Here is a 16824-nt window from a genome sequence, read left to right as displayed (position 1 = left end):
CATTACGGTGTTATTTCCTGGGTTCCATCGGTGATTTTGTTAAATTGATACCGCACAGGAACAAGTTTTCTATAAAAATCAATTAGCTAACATTATCTATTGCTTTTAAAAAAACCGTGGTTTTGTCATGGTGAGAAACAATCCCTTCTTCTAGTCTTTATGATGAGCGGTAAATGATGATCGTATATCTATACCTCTTATTCAAAAGATATTCATATCTTTACTGCCTATTGAACAAGATAAAATTTGAATAAAAGCAATGGAGGCTCCCATGTCATTTTTCGAATTGAAGTCAAGAAAAGAAGCTGCCGTAGAAGGGGCTGGTAGTGGCGGAGGCATCGATGTCAACCAGCTAAAGCAGGTATTCGAAGAAGCTGCAAAAAAATCCATGGAAGTGAGCAAGGCCAAGACTGAAGGCAATACAGAGGTTGATACTGCAAGGTCATCTCGGCCCAATAACTGATGCCATCAATATCTGGTGGGTAGTGGCCATACCCCTAGCCTGTGATTTCCGCCACCATCTGGATGGTTGGCGGAAATCCCCATAACACCAGTAAAGTTTCCTTCTCATATCAATACTTTCCTTCTAACCACAGAATATTCTCCATTGAGGATATACTCTGAACCTGGCTGAAATGGATAGTCTAAATAGCATATATAAAAGCACAATACCCGGTACTTGCTTGTCCTCCCTCAGCCTGGCAGGAATGCACCATGACAACACCAAATCATTCAGTCTCAAGTCATTCACCAGTAGGTTCGCATAATACGGACAACCAAACGCTATGGAAAAAGACGCTTGATGACTTGAGTCTGAAAAACAAGACGGCGAAAGATCCTGATCCTGCCTCGCATGAGAAGGAGGCAGGTAGCGATGAAACGCTGCGCGAGGGTATTTCAAAAAGCGAAAACGAAGGCTATCAGCATGCAGAAACCGATGCTGAAGGTGAACAGACACCAATCGATTACTTGTACATCGGTCCACCTGATGAAGTCGCGCCAGGACTGATCCGCTACGAAAATCAGAAAGGTGAGAAGTTCGTTATCAGCGATCGCGACACCCCTGAGCTGTATGCCAAAGTCAGTCATGACTACGCGCAGTTGAAGGGAATCAATAAAAGCGAAGAGCAAGGCTATCGGCTGGGTGGCCAAGAAACCTCCTGGCCTCCTGTCGCAGGTACTACTGTGGGACCCGAGGGGGAAATGGGACCGGGTCTGATACGCTACCAGAATGGCGATGACAAGGTGATCGTGTCGTATGACAGCAACCCCGACCTATACACCTACCTCAGCGGCATGCATGAAATACTCACCAACCCTGACAAGCGTGGTGCAATTGAGCAGGCCGAGAGAAATGGGGCAACGCTTGCTGGTCACAATGACACGGCACCAGGACCTACTCAGTACAAGCAGCTCGAAATCGGCGCCGACATAATCACCTATCAGACCGAGAGTGGTGACAAGGTAGTTGTGTCAAAGGACCTGACGCCTGAACTATTCGGCAAGGTGGAGCAAGCCAAAGAAACTCACGACATCATCAGTGACAGCATACAGGATGGCTACCAGCTTTCTGGTCCCAATGACTACCTTGAGCAGGGTGATATTACGGTTGTTGGCAGTGTAGAAGAACTGGGTAATGGCTTGATCCGCTATGAAACAAGCGAAGGAAAATTCATTGTTTCCAAAGAAATCAGCCCACAGCTCTATGACAAGGTCAGCGAAACGTCGAATAGTTGGTTCAATATAGATAGCACTCGTGACACGGGCCGTGAGGCCTTTGGCCTTCCCAAGCCAAGCGACATAGATGTCATGAATATGGACACTGGCGTCCATGTCGATGAAAACGACAATGGCTCTCCCACCATGAGCGTTGGTGAGTTAGCCACAAAGTCCTTGCTCGACGACTATCGTCAGCTTCTTGAAGACGGAAAGATCAACAAGGATGATCCACGCGCTAAATTGGTCATTGCGATAGAAGCACAAGCGGCCTACCAGAATGGCCACTCCATCACCGGCTATGAAGAAAAGGTTGACAAGATATTTGGCGACCTTGTCGTTGGAACAACCAGAAAATTCGACGATGACCCCACCCAACTGACTGCCGCCGATATGCACGACATCATTGACGGCCCCAAGCTTGTAGAAGAGCTGACATCCTTGTTCAGCAATGAAACCATTCATAGTGATTACAAGAAAAAGATCAACAGCGCCCTGACCAAGCTTGATAACAAGGAACAGATTGAAAGCCAGCTGAGAGATCTCGTCGAAAATCCAGAGTATATAAAATACCTTGAGTCCCTGAAAAACCAGGGGCTTGATGAAGCAGCAATGCAAGACTTGAACAACGTGCTCAGCTCCCTCGCGGTATTCGATGAAGATGCCGCAACTCGTGCAGCACAAAAGATCCAGCGTGATGCATTGATCGTCGACCTTAATGCCATCATGGGTGACGCAAGCAAGGTGACAGAAGAGAATCAGGCCCTAGCCACCAAGGACCTTTTCTTGCTCATCAAGGGATTGATCAAGGGTGGGATTGATATGCCCCGCCGACTTCAATCCACCTATGAAAAATTCATCAACGAGACGCTTGGAAACAACAAGACCGCAGGGGATGTGGATAAGGCGCTCAAGGAGCTGGGAGAAAAGTTTGAGTGGCACGGCAAGATCAGTCAGGCGGATATCAATACGGCTCTCGCCTCCGGGACATATCTCTCTGTGGCTGAGCGTGGAAATATCGGTAAGATTCTTGATTTTCTCAACCAGAAGGGACTTCTTGGCTCACTCAGCAGTGGTGTCTCCCTTTTCTCAGGTATTTATCAGTTGGTTGGCAAGGGTGGGCAGCTTGGTGACGAGCCCTTGGAGCGCCTCGGAATTGCAAGAGATTTTCTCAGCTTTGCCGGTGGTTCAGAACACTTCGTCAAACTCGGTAGTGCCGTAGCAGAAACCCTTGGAAAAGGTAATCTGATAGATTTCCTTGGTCTGGATAAATCCGTTCCTGAAATATGGGGAAAGGACAAGAGCATCGATCTTGGAAAGTTTAAAAATGCTGCAGGAACACCGATATCAGAAGATATTAAAAAAGCCATCTATGAAAAGCTTTCAACTAATTATTCTTCCATGAAGGAAGCCGTGTACTCGGACTTCCCCAATGGGGATAAGCTCGAAAGCCTGATATCTGAATCCATTGAAACCAAGGGCGGCGCCAAGGTGGCACCAGGCATTGCGTCCAAGCTGGCCGCTTCTGCCCTGAAGGTTATTGGACCTGCTACCGATATTGCAGGGGGCATCGCCGGCATCGTCCTCGGGGCCTTTACCATCAACAATGGCATTCAGTCGGGGCACGAGCTCACCAAGGCCCAGGGCGGTATAGATGTGGCTACCGGTGGCATCGGTCTCATTGCAGGTGCAAGCGGTGTAGCAGGCTTCATGGGGAGTACGCTCGGGGCCGCGCTTACAGGTCCGCTGTTTCTCCTTACTGCCGTATTGGGGGTGATTGGCAGCATCATCAGCTTCTTTGTCGAGCATGATAAAAAACAGCAGGCCACTGACAAGGAAGGCCAGTGGTTCAAGGATCTGGCCAATATTGGCCTGCTGCAGTCAGACTGGGGTGACAAGGTCGAATATGCACGCTACTCCTTTCATCACTATGGTGGTCGCGATGCACCTATGGACGAGAGCATTTTCAAATACCAGCAAAGCGAGTGGGAAAATTTTATCTCGACGCCATCGGAAAATGGTTCATCGAGCAACCGCCTCAATGAAGCGCTTCATAACAATGCCCTTAGTGTATTTGGAGCATCTTTCTATGAAGAAAATCGCGATATCATCGATGTCATTGATGGAAGCTGGACAGCGTGGGGACAGCAATTTGGCGGAGATATGATCGTCAGTATTGATGACCTGAAAAAGATCGCCAAGGGTGAGGAAGGTAACTGGAGTCCTCAAGAGCAGGAAGCGGCTCAGTTCATGCTCGATCATCCACGCTTCATGGACTTGCTGGACACCATGCGCTACGGAGAAAGCACCAGAGACGATATGTTCAGCGACGAGGACATCGCCCTTTGGTTGGAAAAAGCCAAAGGCCAGGAGGAGGTGTCATAACGTTCCGCGAGTTCTGGCGGTGCCAAGCCTGAAATGATCGCGACAAGCACTGCCGCGATCATTCTCGCTTTCTACCTATGATAGGAAAGCCCCATCGTGCAACAGGGCAGACATTCAGGCGAGATGCAGACGCACGTCGATGTTGTTGCGCGTGGCATTGGAATACGGGCAGACGATATGAGCCTTGTCGATCAACGCCTGTGCCTGCTCAGGAGGCAGCCCTGGCAGGCTGATGTGTAGATCGACCTCGATGCCGAAACCAGTGGGAATGGCACCGATCCCGACCTTGCCTGTAATGCTGGTATCGTTTGGCAACGTTACCTTTTCGTTGGCCGCGACAAATTTCAGCGCGCCGAGGAAACAAGCGGAATAGCCAGCGGCAAACAGTTGCTCGGGATTGGTACCCGGTCCTCCCGCACCACCCAACTCCTTCGGTGTGGATAGCTGAACCTTCAAGACACCATCAGAGGATTCGGCATTTCCCTCACGGCCTCCAACGGCAGTGGCCTCGGCTCTATACAGCACTTGTTCAATCGACATGATGCTCTCCTTGGACTTGATGCGTTTTCGCAGCACCGCTAGGCAGGACTGCGCAGGGCAAGAGTAAGTGTATGCCGAGAAGCGCACGATGCATCACTTATCGAGCAGAAAAGTAAAAGCAGCACATGTATCAGCGTGCTGCATATTCTCTCATTAGTGACACAAAGGCATCGGCCGGCGGGAAGCCTTCGAAACTGTGAGTGGCTGGCACCTTGGCCCAGGGGAGTGCTTCGGCGGTGCAGGTTTCGATGAAGGGCTCGATACCGGCCGTCTCATCCAACATGGTGCTGCGGACGTTGACGAAGTCCCCCATCACCTCGGGGAAGCGTGTGAAGACCCAGCTTTTACAGTCATCGCAGAAGGAATGTTCGAGCCCTTCCACCTCCTGAGCCCCTCCACGCACAGGCTGGCCTTGCTCAATGCTGAAGCCGTCGTTCGCGACGGTAAGGCTGAGCGAAAAGGCACTGGCCGTCATGCGCTGACATCCTTTGCAATGACAAGCCATCGTCATGATCGGAGGGGTTGTGATGCGAAAGCGCAGCCGTCCACAGCGGCAGCCGCCCGTTCGAGAGGTCCAGTCGATCATGGTAAAGCTCCTGTTTGCATGGTCCGTGTGACATTGGGCACTGTGTCATCTTTGAAGCCCCAATGCATTGCCAGAGCCTCCGACAGCTCAAGGCAGGCCACCCTGCCCGCCATACACAGTGTCTCCACCATGGTAGTGCATGATCTGGCTTGTGCATTAAAGGAGCCGAGCGTACAGCGCCTGAAGTGCAGATGAAATAAATCATCCATGGAATATGCAGATGTTTATGCTGGGTAAAAGTGGCAGATTGTACTTGGCCGGCATCAAGCCTTTAGACTTTCCATAGAGAAGCTCTGCAAATTCAGTTTTTTATAAAAACAGGAAGCATCCCATGGCTACCTCTAGCGACCCCAAGTCGCCTCCCATCACCAGTGACATGCATACGGATTACACTGTCGGCCAGGACAACATCGTGGGGCAACTAGGCCCCGTCGGTTTCGATATCCACAATCGCGTCTTCGTTATATCAGCACTTGCTTCACTCGTTTTCATCGTGCTAACCCTGCTGTTCCCGGAACAGGCAGGCAGCATCTTCCAGTCCATTGTCAGCTTCGCGACAGGAACGCTGGACTGGTACTTCATGGGGCTCGTGGACTTCTTCATCCTGTTCTGTGTTGCGCTTGTCGTCCTTCCCTATGGATCGATCAGGTTGGGAGGACCTGACGCTCGACCAGAACACAGCTACCTGTCCTGGTTCGCCATGCTATTCACTGCCGGCATCGGTATCGGGCTACTGTTCTTCAGCGTACTGGAACCGGTATATCACGCCAACGTGTCCCTGCCGCTGGGCGTTACGTCTCCCTTTGGAGCAGATGGAAGCTTGAACCCGGAGGCCATTCCCGAGGCCAGCGCCCTGGGTCTTGCCGGCACGTTTCTCCATTGGGGCATACATGGTTGGGCCGTCTATGTGGTCATGGCATTGGCTCTGGCCATTTTCTCCTATAACAAGGGACTTCCCTTCTCCATCCGCTCAGCCTTCTTCCCGATTCTCGGAGAGCGTGTCTGGGGCTGGTGGGGACATGTGATCGACATCCTCGCTGTGTTTTCCACCCTGTTCGGACTAGCCACGGCACTCGGTCTCGGCGCCAAGCAGGCCAATGCGGGAATGAACTTCATCTTTGGTCTGGACGTCACCACCACCACCCAGGTCATCGTGATTATGCTGGTGACGGCAGTGGCCCTGGTGTCAGTCTGGCGGGGACTTGAAGGCGGTGTGAAAAAGCTCTCCGAGATCAACATGGTCCTCGCTGTGCTGTTCTTCTTCTTCGTTCTTTTCGCCGGCCCGACCCTGGTGGGATTGAGTGGGTTCTGGACAGGCCTGGAAACCTACGTGAAGGACTTCATCCCGCTATCTGCCCCCTTCGGCCGCGATGACGCAAGCTATCGCCAGGCGTGGACCATCTTCTATTGGGCCTGGTGGGTCAGTTGGGCACCGTTTGTCGGCATGTTCATTGCCAGGGTGTCACGCGGCCGCACCATTCGCGAGTTCGTGATCTGTGTATTGCTGGTTCCCAGCCTGTTCATTTTTGTATGGATGGGCGTCTTCGGTGGCATCGCGCTGGATCAACTCTATGCAGACCCCGCCGGCAGCCTGGTAAAGGAATACGTTATCGATAACTACAGCCCCGAATTGGCGCTTTTCGGAATGCTGGACAGGCTGCCGATGACAGGCCTGATGTCCACTCTTGGCATCATCCTGGCGCTGATCTTCTTTGTTACCTCTTCGGACTCCGGCTCCCTGGTCATCGATACCATCACTGCAGGCGGCAAGATCGATGCCCCCAGACCTCAGCGAATGTTCTGGGCGACAGTGGAAGGATTGATCGCCATCGTGCTGCTTCTCGGCGGAGGCCTGTCGGCACTTCAGGCAGGCGTAACGGCAACCGCGATTCCTTTCTCCATCGTGATGCTGTTGATGTGTTACTCCATCATCAAGGCGCTGAATGGCGAACTGCGGCGTATACGTGCCTGAAAACACGCCATCTATGTGCCACGCAGAAGGATCAAGCCCTGGCAGCACGCAGGGCTTGATATGGCACGTTCACCAGCGGCTTTCGTGCTTGTTTGATGCAAGGTTCTTGGTATAAAAACCGCCCGGAAGGCGGTTTTTTTTGTACCTGGCAAGCATTTCGTTATTGATCATCATGTCACCAATGCCAAGGACCGCTCTCACCTGGGGAGTGAGCCAGGAAACCTGGCCGTGGGCGAGTCGCTGCATAGGGGGCTAAACAACGATTGTCCCAGCGGTTATAAACGAAAAATACATTGCTGCGTGGATCAGGCGACATGTTGGCATTCGATCCGTGCAACGTGTTGCAGTCGAACAGCAGCAATCCTCCTGCTGCCCCTGTAGGGGCTTCTATTCCATGACGTGCCACCAGTCGAGAGATCACATCTCGGCTGGGAACGCCAATCTCCTGAACCTTGAGAGAGCGCTTGTGGTTCTCTTCCGGAGTTTTTCCCAGACAGGGAATGAAGACCCGGTGTGAACCTGGTATCAGCATCAGTGGGCCATTGAAGGCATGGTTGTTCGTGAGCACGATGGAGGCACTCACCGCATGCATGGCCGGCATGCCGTCCTCAGCATGCCAAGTCTCGAAATCAGAGTGCCAATAGAACCCCTTGCCCTCGAATGCTGGCTTATAGTTGATGCGCGACTGGTGCACATAGGCCTTGCCTCCGAGGATCTGTTCAACTCGCCCCAGCAGGCGTGAATCATGAGCCAACTGCTGGAAGCGCTGTGACAGCAGGTGGACGGCAAAAAGCGAACGAATCTCGTCACTGTCAGGCTCGGTAATACTGAAATCACGTCCTCGATATTCATCGCTCTGCAGCAAAGCTGCCAGCTCATTACACAGCTCATCAAGCTCCTCCCCGACAATGAAGCCCGGTTCAAACAGAAAGCCTTTGCTGGCGAAAGTATCAAGCTGTGCCTGGGTCAGAGGACCATCTTCAGCGCTTCCCTTCACGACCTTCTCATGACGATGCAGCCAAGGCATGTCCAGAGGCCGATGCAACCGAGTGGGATAGGGATCGCTCTTGGTGTTGGGCCAATGATGTGCAGAACACTGAGGCTCTTCTACATCAGCGACCACTGCAGAGGAAGTTCCAGTCAACGAATGGTTGGAAGATGTCACTGACATCCAATCACCTCCTGTGTATCCGTGATTAGTTTCAGTGGGCAGCCACCAGCTGGGGAAGTCCAATTGATCAGGGCGAGGCTCCTGCCTGCATGTCTCGCATGCCCATTTCCCTTCCTTGACCTCAACCTGAGTTGAGGAATTAGGCTGCCTCGACCCATGGTCCAACATAAGGGCCAGATCATCAAATGCTTTCAAGGAAGGAACCCGTGCATACCACCCTGACATCCTCCTCTTCGCGGCAGCAAGGATTCCCCCTGCGCCGCGTCATCCTGCTGGCCATGTTGATAGGGCTGAATCTTCGACCTTCGATGGCAGCCATCGGCCCGCTGGTCGAGCGCATCCAGGCCGATATTCCCATCAGTTATTCTCAACTCGCTCTACTCACCACTCTTCCTGTGCTGGCGATGGGAGCGGGCTGCTTCCTTGCCATGACACTGGCCCGTCATCTGGGACAGAATCGTCTGATCGGGGGTTCCCTGCTGCTCATCGCCTTGGCCGACGGCCTGCGCCTGGTCGGGCATGGCAGCGCAATACTGTTGATCACAGCCCTGGTCGCCGGCATTGGCATTGCCTGTATCCAGGCCCTGCTGCCAACACTGATCAAACATCAGGCAGAGCAACGCACACCGCTGGTCATGGGCTGGTACATTGCTTCCATCATGGGGGGTGCGGCACTCGCCGCCACTTCAGCCCCGACGATGGCTGAACTGACCGGAAGCTGGCAGGCCGCTCTGTCGTCATGGGCGCTGGTGGCACTGGCTGCCCTGCTGGTCTGGAACAACCGTGGACAGCTCCTGCCTGCCATCGACAGCAAGACCAAAGGGCCAGATCTTAGGACTTCATTATATCGCCAGCCACGTGTCTGGACCCTGGCGGTATTCTTCGGGCTCAGTGCCGCGGGCTATGCCTGTGTACTGGCCTGGTTGCCACCCTACTACATTGCGCTCGGCTGGGCGGAGTCCGCCGCCGGCCTGTTGCTCGGCTATCTCACCGCCATCGAGGTCGTCGCGGGCCTGATCCTGCCCTCTCTGGCCCAGCGCCGCTTGGACCGACGCCCAGTACTGATGCTCCCGCTGGGCTGTGCCCTGGCCGGCTTCCTGTGGTTGTGGCAAGCCCCGACAGTTGCCCCCTGGCCATCGCTACTCTGCTGGGCATCGGCCTCGGCGGTCTGTTCCCGCTGAGTCTTATCATCAGCCTGGACCACCACGCCGACCCTCATCGTGCCGGTTCCATTACGGCCATTGCCCAAGGTGCCGGCTACAGCATCGGCGCCCTGTCACCCTGGCTGGCCGGTGCCGTACGCGACCAGTTCGGCAGCTTCGCCTGGGCTTGGGCCGGACTGGCCGTCACCAGCCTGCTGATGGTGTTCATCGGTATGCGTTTCGATCCACGCCACTACGAGCGAGCGATTCGCGACTGAGTCACCGCTATATAGATGGCCTTTCCGTAGCCGGTCGATGACTCAAAATGGAATGGAACGAGTGCAATAGAGACTGATCGAGGTACGCTATCCCCGATTGAGAGCTGATATCCACTTTACTCCGTAAACGTCTCCGCAAATGTCTTCTAAGAATAAAAAAAGTCATTTATATTCCAAAGACACTTCTGACAGATTTGTTCTATATGAACTTTCAACAGCTGCGCATTGTGAGAGAAACCGTACGCCACAATTTCAACCTCACCGATGCGTCCAACGCGCTCTTCACCTCCCAGTCGGGGGCCAGCAAGCATATTCGTGACCTGGAAGAGGAGCTTGGTGTCGAGCTCTTCGAACGTAGAGGAAAGCGTATTCTGGGACTGACGCAAGCCGGCACCAGGTTACTGGAGATCATCGAGCGCATCTTGCTGGACGCAGAGAATCTCAAGCGCTCGGCCCATCAGTTGACCCATGAAGATCAGGGTATCCTGGCCATTGCCACCACCCATACCCCAGCCCGCTATGCGTTGCCGCCAATCATTGCCCGCTTCAAACAGGCCTTTCCCAAGGTTCATCTGGAACTTCACCAGTGCGGGCCCGATGAGATCGTGTCGTTACTGAAAGCCGGCAAGGTGGACATCGGTATCGGCACCGAGGCACTTCACAAGGAGGAACAGCTATTTGCCTGTTTTCCTTTCTACCACTGGTATCACGGCGTCGTCGTGCCCGAAGGCCACCCCCTGGACGATGGAAAGCCACTGACCCTGGCCCGTATCGCTGCACACCCCATCGTCACCTACCACGAAGGCGTCAAAGGACGCTCCCGTATCGATCAGGCCTTCGCCTCAGTAGAGTTAATGCCGGATATCGTGCTGACGGCACTGGATGCTGATGTCATCAAATCCTATGTAGAACTGGGGCTTGGTGTCGGCGTGGTCGCTTCGATGGCCTATCATGAAGAGCGCGACCGAGGGCTCAAGTTGCTTGATGCCAGCGATCTACTACCCCGCAATATCACTTATCTGGCACTGCGTAGGGGACGTTTTCTGCACAGTTTTGCCTACCACTTCCTGGAGCTCTGCCACAGTGACTTGGACACAGCCACCGTCCAACGGGTGCTGGCAGGCAATCCAAGTTAATTCACGACAAGGGCGAGCAACTTGTTTTCCAGGCGCTCAAGTCGTTAGGGAGACGGCATTGGCATGAACACATCCACGACATACTGGAAGTTCATCTCATGCCGTTTCCACTCTCTTCACCGCACCCATTCAGCCTGACCCGGGTTGCCGCAGCTTCGGCGCAGCACATGGCTTATCGACAAAGTGCAACGCGGAAGAGGTCAGGCTTCTCCCATTCAGGACACGAGAGAACTATTTCTTGTGCAGGAATATCCCGCATTCCCGATGCTCTTCGCCCTTGGTTGGGTCGAAGTAGATGTCGTTGTCCGGCAGGCCATTCTCATGGACATATTTCTCGACATCGACTTTCCTCAGGTGGAACATTGGCGCCACCCGCACAGTGCCATGACTGCCCTGGGTGAATACATCCAGGTTTCCGCGATGCGTGTTCTGGTCGTGGCGAATACCATTCAACCAGACATCGGGCTTCAGTTCCTGCATGGCGCGATTGAACGGCTCCAGTTTCACCGTGCGCGAAAAGAAGTCGTGCTCTGGTGTGTCAAACGCAGGAATACCGTTGTAGACAGCGTCGTAGTGCGCAGCCGACATTTTCGGTGCGTAAGTCACCAGGTTGAGATCAAGCTCTTTGATCACTCGATCAATATGGCGGTAGGTTTCTGGCGTGTTGTAACCGTGGTCCACCCAGACCACCGGAATGTCCGGCTTGATACGGGTAACGAGATGCAGAAAGGCCACCGCCAGTGGACGGAAGTTGGTGAAGACGACTGGGTTCTCTGCTCTCTCGAGCGTATAGCGCATGATCTCGCTCGGCAGTGCACCCTTGAAACGGTCGTTGAGCGCCTCGAGGTCAGCGCCATGATGGAAGGTGCGTTCTGGAGCGACGATACTCTGAGTATTGGCGTTCGGTCCCATGGTCCCTATAGCTTCTCTGACAAATGAATAGAGAGCATGCTACCGTTTCTCTAGATCAAAAAGAAATAACAAAAACTGATAACAAAAGATTTAGCTATACACCCTGCTAAATGAAACGAGCTTGAGCATGCGGTAACCAAGGGGCACTTCATTCGGGTGTTGCCGGAGGTGAAGTCGCTCGCCATCGCTGAACCTTCTTGACCAATGTGGATTGGTCGATGCCTAACGCTGCAGCGGCTGCACGAGTATTGCCATGGGCAGCAAGAGCGGATCCTATCAGTTGCTTCTCAAGGGCAGTGACCTGCTCTCGTAGTGTCCTGCCCGGGGGAGGCACTTCTGACACCGGTGCAGATCGGCTGTCTACAGGAAGGTTGCCCGGAGAGATCACGTCCTCGGTGGTGGTGACCACGAGTCGTTCGGTCAGGTTGATCAATTCCCGAATGTTACCAGGCCAATCAAGGGCCGCCAGTAGCTCCAGAGCCTCAGGGTGCCACTGGATATGGCGAGAATATTGCTGGTTGAAATAGTCGAGATAATGATGGAGTAGCGGAATGATCTCCTCGCGGCGTTCACGCAGTGGCGGCAGTGTCAGCGGCACGACTCCGATACGATAGTAAAGATCCTCGCGGAAACCGCCTTCGGCCACACGCTGCTGAAGATCCTGGTGAGTCGCAGTGATCAAGCGGACATCGGTATGGCGAAACTCGGTGCCGCCAACGGGAAGAAATCGCCCTTCCTCGACGACCTTGAGCAGCTTGACCTGCAGGGATACAGGGAGATCACCAATTTCGTCGAGGAAAAGGGTTCCGCCATGTGCAACTTCCAGCAGACCCTGCTTGCCTCGTGAGGAAGCTCCGGTAAAGGCACCGGGGGCATACCCAAACAGCTCCGCCTCCAGCAGACTCTCTGGAAAGGCAGTGCAGTTGAGTTCCAGAAAGGGACCATCGACACGTTGGCTGTGGCGGTGGATATAGCGGGCCAGTTGGGTTTTTCCGGTCCCGGTTTCTCCCTGAATCAGCACCTTTACCTGTGTTGGGGCAATGCGTTGCGCCAAGTCGTAGCAGGCTATCGTCTGGTGACTGGTAATCAGGCACTGTGCCCCTTCATCGCCCGTCACTACCCCGTATGTCTTGCGTATGCGCTGAAGTTGTTCCAGCTGGTCCTGAGCGTGCTTGGCACGCAGGAGTTCGGTCACATCACGGACATTTGTGACCACATACTGCAATTCGCCATCGTGGTCGAACATTGGCATGCCGCTGACCACGATCTTGCGACTGTCGCGAATGGTCTGCACCAGGGTGAGTGGGCGGCGTTCGCGAATGACTTCGAGCGAGACGGACTTCGAGATGTAACCTGCCTTGACGAGATCAGCCATATGGAAGCCCACCACATCTTCCCGACGGATCCCGGTGATGCGTTCATAGGCCTTATTGATGGTTACGGTGACGCCTTGCGCATCGGTAATATAGACACCATCGTGGAGCGCATTCAGCACTGAACGCAGTGGTTCCGTGTTGAAACCATTCTGCGAGATATTGGCCTGGCTTGAAGTGGGAGGAGTGCCTGTCACCCGGTAGCGTATGCACTCCCTGACAAGGCGACCAAGGTCAGCCTCACGCATGGCCATCTCGATATCCGTCTGGGTCAGCACCCCGATGGTTTGGCCTGCATCATCGAATACCTCTACTGCGTCGGCCCCCTGCTCCCGGAACAGAGGGTAGGCCTCTTCTATTGTCAGGTTTTCTTCGATCCGCTGCATTGACTGGACCTCTTTCCAGAAGGCCTGCCGAGGTTGCCGACAGGCGGTGGTCAGGTCAGTCAATTTATGCCAACTCGTGGACTTGAATCCCGTTCTTTCTTGACCGGGACGGGGCCGCTGTCAGTCGCTGGCAATGAATGAGGCTCCAGATCCTTGGCGAAAGTGCCGTCGTTCTCACCAGAAAAGAAGCGCTTGCCATAGATCAGGACACAGAGCAGTACTCCGACAGCGAAAGCCCAGGTGGCTCCCTTGATCACAAGAACAGCAGCGATGATTCCCGCGATGCCCAGGTCGCGTTGGCTGCGTGCTTCCAGGATTCCGATACGCACACTGACATAGCCTTGGATCAGCAGGGTCAATGCCAGAGCGATACCCAGAATTGGCTGCACCAGACTGACGATCGGCAGCAACAGCAGCCCGGTATTGGTGCCCCAACGGAAGGATCCTGAACCACCGAAGATCGAGTTCATGGCCGCCCTGCCCTGCTTGTAGCGCTCTACCGTCACTACCTGCATGGCTGACCATAGCGGGCCGCACATCACGACATCGGGGCCGAGAATGCTCATGCTGAAGTTGCGAGCACCGAAGATCATGTGCGCCCGGTTAGGGCTGTAGTCGATCTTTTCGTCACGACGCTTTTCATCTGCCTCGTCCAGTAGCGCCTTGCTCTGCAATACATCACCGAATAACACGATGTAGGCAGCCAGCACGGTGGGTATCGCAGTGATGAACATCATCAGCGGAGGCAAGCCAACACCGAAGACGGTGTATTCGCGAAACATCAGGGCAAAATCAGGTTGACTGAATCCCCACTCTACATTCGGCCAGGGAGCCTCACCGAACAATGGTGCGATGATGATGGCGAGCACGATAATCGGGAAGATGCCGAGCTTGCCAATGGCGCCCCAGAATCCCCCCCGCGTTTTCAACTGGCTGAAGTGGTGTGAGAAGAGAAGATAGAAGGCCAGGCCGATGGCAATGGTAATGGTGAGGGGGTACTGGTCAAAACGACCGCCTTCATCAAATACCACGACAATGGCAGCAAGGCCCGCTCCCATGATCACTCCGGCCTTGATGGCGGAGGGAATCAAACGGACCACCTTGCTGGCCATGCCGGTCTGGCCGAGGACAATCGCCAGGATCCCGAGCATCATCTGGAACGTTATCAGTGCATGTACTCTGTCCACGCCTTCCGGGAAAGTGCCGACATAGGCCATGAGCAGAGGAATGGCCGGGGTGATCCAGCCGGGGATCACGGGGTCTCCGAGCAGGTGGTGCAGCAGGTATAGCAGGCCGTTGAGCATGACGATGGCCAGGGCGGCTTCGAAGGGCATGCCCAGTAGCTGCATCATCAGGGGAATCGCGGCGAGATCCACCGCACACATGAGCAAACCCTGCAGGTAGTCGGGCAGCTCGAAGCGATAATGCAGGAAAGGCAGGCGCAGCTTGAAAGGCCCCAGGGGAATATAGGGGGACTCCTCCCCGTCGATGCGGTGTTTCCAGGTGCTCATGGCGTGTCTCCAGGCTATTTGATGTTGTTGTATTGTTTTGGGGCTTCTTGTGGTGCGCTGGGTGACCTAGGCTTTGTGTGAAAAGTCGGCGAGCGATGATCAGGCAAGGAGGAATTGATCGAAAAAGCGGAGTTTACAGGGTGTAAATGAGCATTTTGAGATCAGTTCCAACACAGCATGAGCAAGCGCAGGCACTTTTCGTACAAAGCCTTAGTAAGCGGCTCGGTAGATAGCTTCAATATCAGCCAGCACCAACTTCCGCGGGTTGTTGCGCAGGAGCCGATCAACCTTGATGGCCTCGGCCGCCAGTTCGGGCAGTGCCGATTCCGGGATGTCGAAGGAGCGGAGGTTTACAGGAATCTCGACATCGGCGCATAAACGGTGCAGGCGTCGGATGACTCGTTCGGCGGCCTCGTCGTCAGTGAGATTGTCGATCGGCTCACCGAAGGCCACCGCGATATCGCGGAAGCGCTCGACGCAGGCGAGCTTGTTCCATTCCATGACATGGGGGAGCAGCAAAGCGTTGGAAACCCCATGAGCCAGGTGATAACGGCCGCCCAGTGGATAGGCCAGAGCATGGACGGCTCCGACACCGGCATTGCCGAAAGCGAGGCCAGCCATCAGGCTGCCGGTCGCCATGTCCTCGCGAGCCTGGATGTTGTCGGGATTGGCAAAAGCCTTGGGTAGTGCCCGAACGATCAGTTCCATTGCCTTGAGGGCCAGGGCGTCAGTGATCGGGGTGGCAAAGTTCGACAGATAAGCTTCGATGGCATGAACGAGAGCATCGACGCCGCTGGCCGCAGTCACCGAGCGAGGGCAGCTCTGCGACATTTCCGGCGCCACAATGGCAACATCCGGCAGCAGATGATCGCTGACAATGCCTTTCTTCATCTGCTGTTCGGCATCAGACAGGATGCTGATGTTGGTGACTTCCGAACCGGTTCCCGCAGTAGTAGGGATGGCGATCAGGGGAATGTTGCGCTGGCGCACCCGACCTTCACCGAACAGTTCGTGCAGGGGGCCATCGTGTTGCGCATAGACGGCCACACATTTGGCGATGTCCATGGCACTACCGCCACCTACGGCGATTAGCCCATCGTGTTCCCCGCTACGGAAAGTGTCTGTGCACGCCTCGACGATGGCGACTTCGGGTTCCGGTGTCACACCGTCATAAATGGCGTAGTCGGCAGCATCGAGTTGATCGGTGATGAGCTTTAGAGTGCCCGATTGCAGTACGCCACGGTCAGTGATGACCAGTGGCCTTTGCATACCAAGGCGTTGAACCTGAGGCCAAAGCTCTTTCGAAGCCCGGTAACCAGTGATCAGGCGATGAGCGCTCTTGAAATTGCTGACTGTCATGGGCAGGACCTGTGCTTGTTATCATGAGAGGAGGCGCCATTCATGGGCCTCGTTCCGGATTAACTGATAGCAAGGGTCGTGCCAGTTTTTTATTTTCGTAATTATTTGTTTTTCAGGTGTTTTTTGGTCAGCAGTTCAACAGAAGCTCTTTTTTGATGACATTTTTCATCGACATGACGGCTATTTGATGATGAATTTCATCAAATCAGGAAGATCATCGACTTCTGGCCGACCGCCCCCCGACAAGTTGGGCCCCCATCCTGAAACAGAATGATGAGCCCTCTACGCTGTACAACGAGGCCCGGTGGTAGGTTAATCGCACCATCGGTCTGCCGTACCGCGCGCTATAACCCAGCT

General features: G+C 54.3%; 13 protein-coding genes. 6 read left to right on the top strand and 7 right to left on the bottom strand.

Annotated elements, in window-relative coordinates:
- The first annotated feature begins 271 nt into the window (after positions 1 to 271).
- Together Q1K07_RS17180 and Q1K07_RS17175 are read left to right on the top strand one after the other, a co-directional pair.
- On the top strand, positions 272 to 463 hold the full coding sequence (locus Q1K07_RS17180; protein ID WP_300313775.1) for a hypothetical protein: 192 nt from the start codon (positions 272 to 274) through the stop codon (positions 461 to 463).
- Positions 464 to 714: 251 nt separating this feature from the next.
- Positions 715 to 4101 carry a hypothetical protein gene (locus Q1K07_RS17175; protein WP_300313772.1) on the top strand — a complete coding sequence of 1129 codons (3387 nt, stop codon included), beginning with the start codon at positions 715 to 717 and terminating at the stop codon, positions 4099 to 4101.
- A 114-nt stretch (positions 4102 to 4215) separates the two neighbouring features.
- Here the strand turns inward: Q1K07_RS17175 and Q1K07_RS17170 are convergent, their stop codons facing one another.
- Together Q1K07_RS17170 and Q1K07_RS17165 are read right to left on the bottom strand one after the other, a co-directional pair.
- The gene (locus tag Q1K07_RS17170; protein ID WP_300313769.1) at positions 4216 to 4641 is read right to left on the bottom strand and encodes an organic hydroperoxide resistance protein; all 426 of its coding nucleotides are present in this window, start codon (positions 4639 to 4641) and stop codon (positions 4216 to 4218) included.
- Between the two features lie 130 nt (positions 4642 to 4771).
- Positions 4772 to 5227: a GFA family protein gene (locus Q1K07_RS17165; RefSeq protein WP_300313766.1), complete on the bottom strand. Its 456-nt coding sequence runs from the start codon at positions 5225 to 5227 to the stop codon at positions 4772 to 4774.
- A gap of 331 nt (positions 5228 to 5558) precedes the next feature.
- Between Q1K07_RS17165 and Q1K07_RS17160 the strand changes: the two genes are divergently transcribed.
- The gene (locus tag Q1K07_RS17160; protein WP_300313763.1) at positions 5559 to 7199 is read left to right on the top strand and encodes a BCCT family transporter; all 1641 of its coding nucleotides are present in this window, start codon (positions 5559 to 5561) and stop codon (positions 7197 to 7199) included.
- A gap of 175 nt (positions 7200 to 7374) precedes the next feature.
- On the opposite strand, the gene Q1K07_RS17155 is transcribed toward Q1K07_RS17160, so the two are convergent.
- Entirely contained in the window at positions 7375 to 8370 is a 996-nt protein-coding gene (locus Q1K07_RS17155) for a phytanoyl-CoA dioxygenase family protein (RefSeq protein WP_300313760.1), read from the bottom strand.
- A 206-nt stretch (positions 8371 to 8576) separates the two neighbouring features.
- Between Q1K07_RS17155 and Q1K07_RS17150 the strand changes: the two genes are divergently transcribed.
- The 3 genes from Q1K07_RS17150 (at position 8577) to Q1K07_RS17140 (ending at position 10926) form a co-directional block, all read left to right on the top strand.
- Positions 8577 to 9551 (top strand): MFS transporter, encoded by a 975-nt coding sequence (locus Q1K07_RS17150; RefSeq protein WP_300313757.1) that lies wholly within the window; start codon positions 8577 to 8579, stop codon positions 9549 to 9551.
- Positions 9476 to 9790, top strand: a complete 315-nt coding sequence (locus Q1K07_RS17145) for a hypothetical protein (RefSeq protein ID WP_300313754.1) — start codon at positions 9476 to 9478, stop codon at positions 9788 to 9790. The genes Q1K07_RS17150 and Q1K07_RS17145 overlap by 76 nt, the downstream gene beginning before the upstream one ends.
- A gap of 203 nt (positions 9791 to 9993) precedes the next feature.
- Positions 9994 to 10926: a CysB family HTH-type transcriptional regulator gene (locus tag Q1K07_RS17140; RefSeq protein ID WP_300313751.1), complete on the top strand. Its 933-nt coding sequence runs from the start codon at positions 9994 to 9996 to the stop codon at positions 10924 to 10926.
- Between the two features lie 231 nt (positions 10927 to 11157).
- On the opposite strand, the gene Q1K07_RS17135 is transcribed toward Q1K07_RS17140, so the two are convergent.
- The 4 genes from Q1K07_RS17135 to Q1K07_RS17120 form a co-directional block, all read right to left on the bottom strand.
- Positions 11158 to 11838, bottom strand: a complete 681-nt coding sequence (locus Q1K07_RS17135) for a phosphoadenosine phosphosulfate reductase family protein (RefSeq protein ID WP_300313748.1) — start codon at positions 11836 to 11838, stop codon at positions 11158 to 11160.
- Between the two features lie 148 nt (positions 11839 to 11986).
- Entirely contained in the window at positions 11987 to 13597 is a 1611-nt protein-coding gene (locus Q1K07_RS17130; protein ID WP_300313745.1) for a sigma 54-interacting transcriptional regulator, read from the bottom strand.
- A gap of 59 nt (positions 13598 to 13656) precedes the next feature.
- Positions 13657 to 15108, bottom strand: a complete 1452-nt coding sequence (locus Q1K07_RS17125; protein WP_300313742.1) for a hypothetical protein — start codon at positions 15106 to 15108, stop codon at positions 13657 to 13659.
- A 210-nt stretch (positions 15109 to 15318) separates the two neighbouring features.
- Positions 15319 to 16467, bottom strand: coding sequence for an iron-containing alcohol dehydrogenase (locus Q1K07_RS17120; protein WP_300313739.1), 1149 nt, complete (start codon positions 16465 to 16467; stop codon positions 15319 to 15321).
- Positions 16468 to 16824 lie beyond the last annotated feature (357 nt).

Origin of the sequence: Halomonas sp. (assembly GCF_029263665.1) — a bacterium.
Classification (GTDB): domain Bacteria; phylum Pseudomonadota; class Gammaproteobacteria; order Pseudomonadales; family Halomonadaceae; genus Halomonas.
Note: the sequence above shows the minus strand (reverse complement) of the source record. Positions and strands in the feature narration are given on the sequence as shown.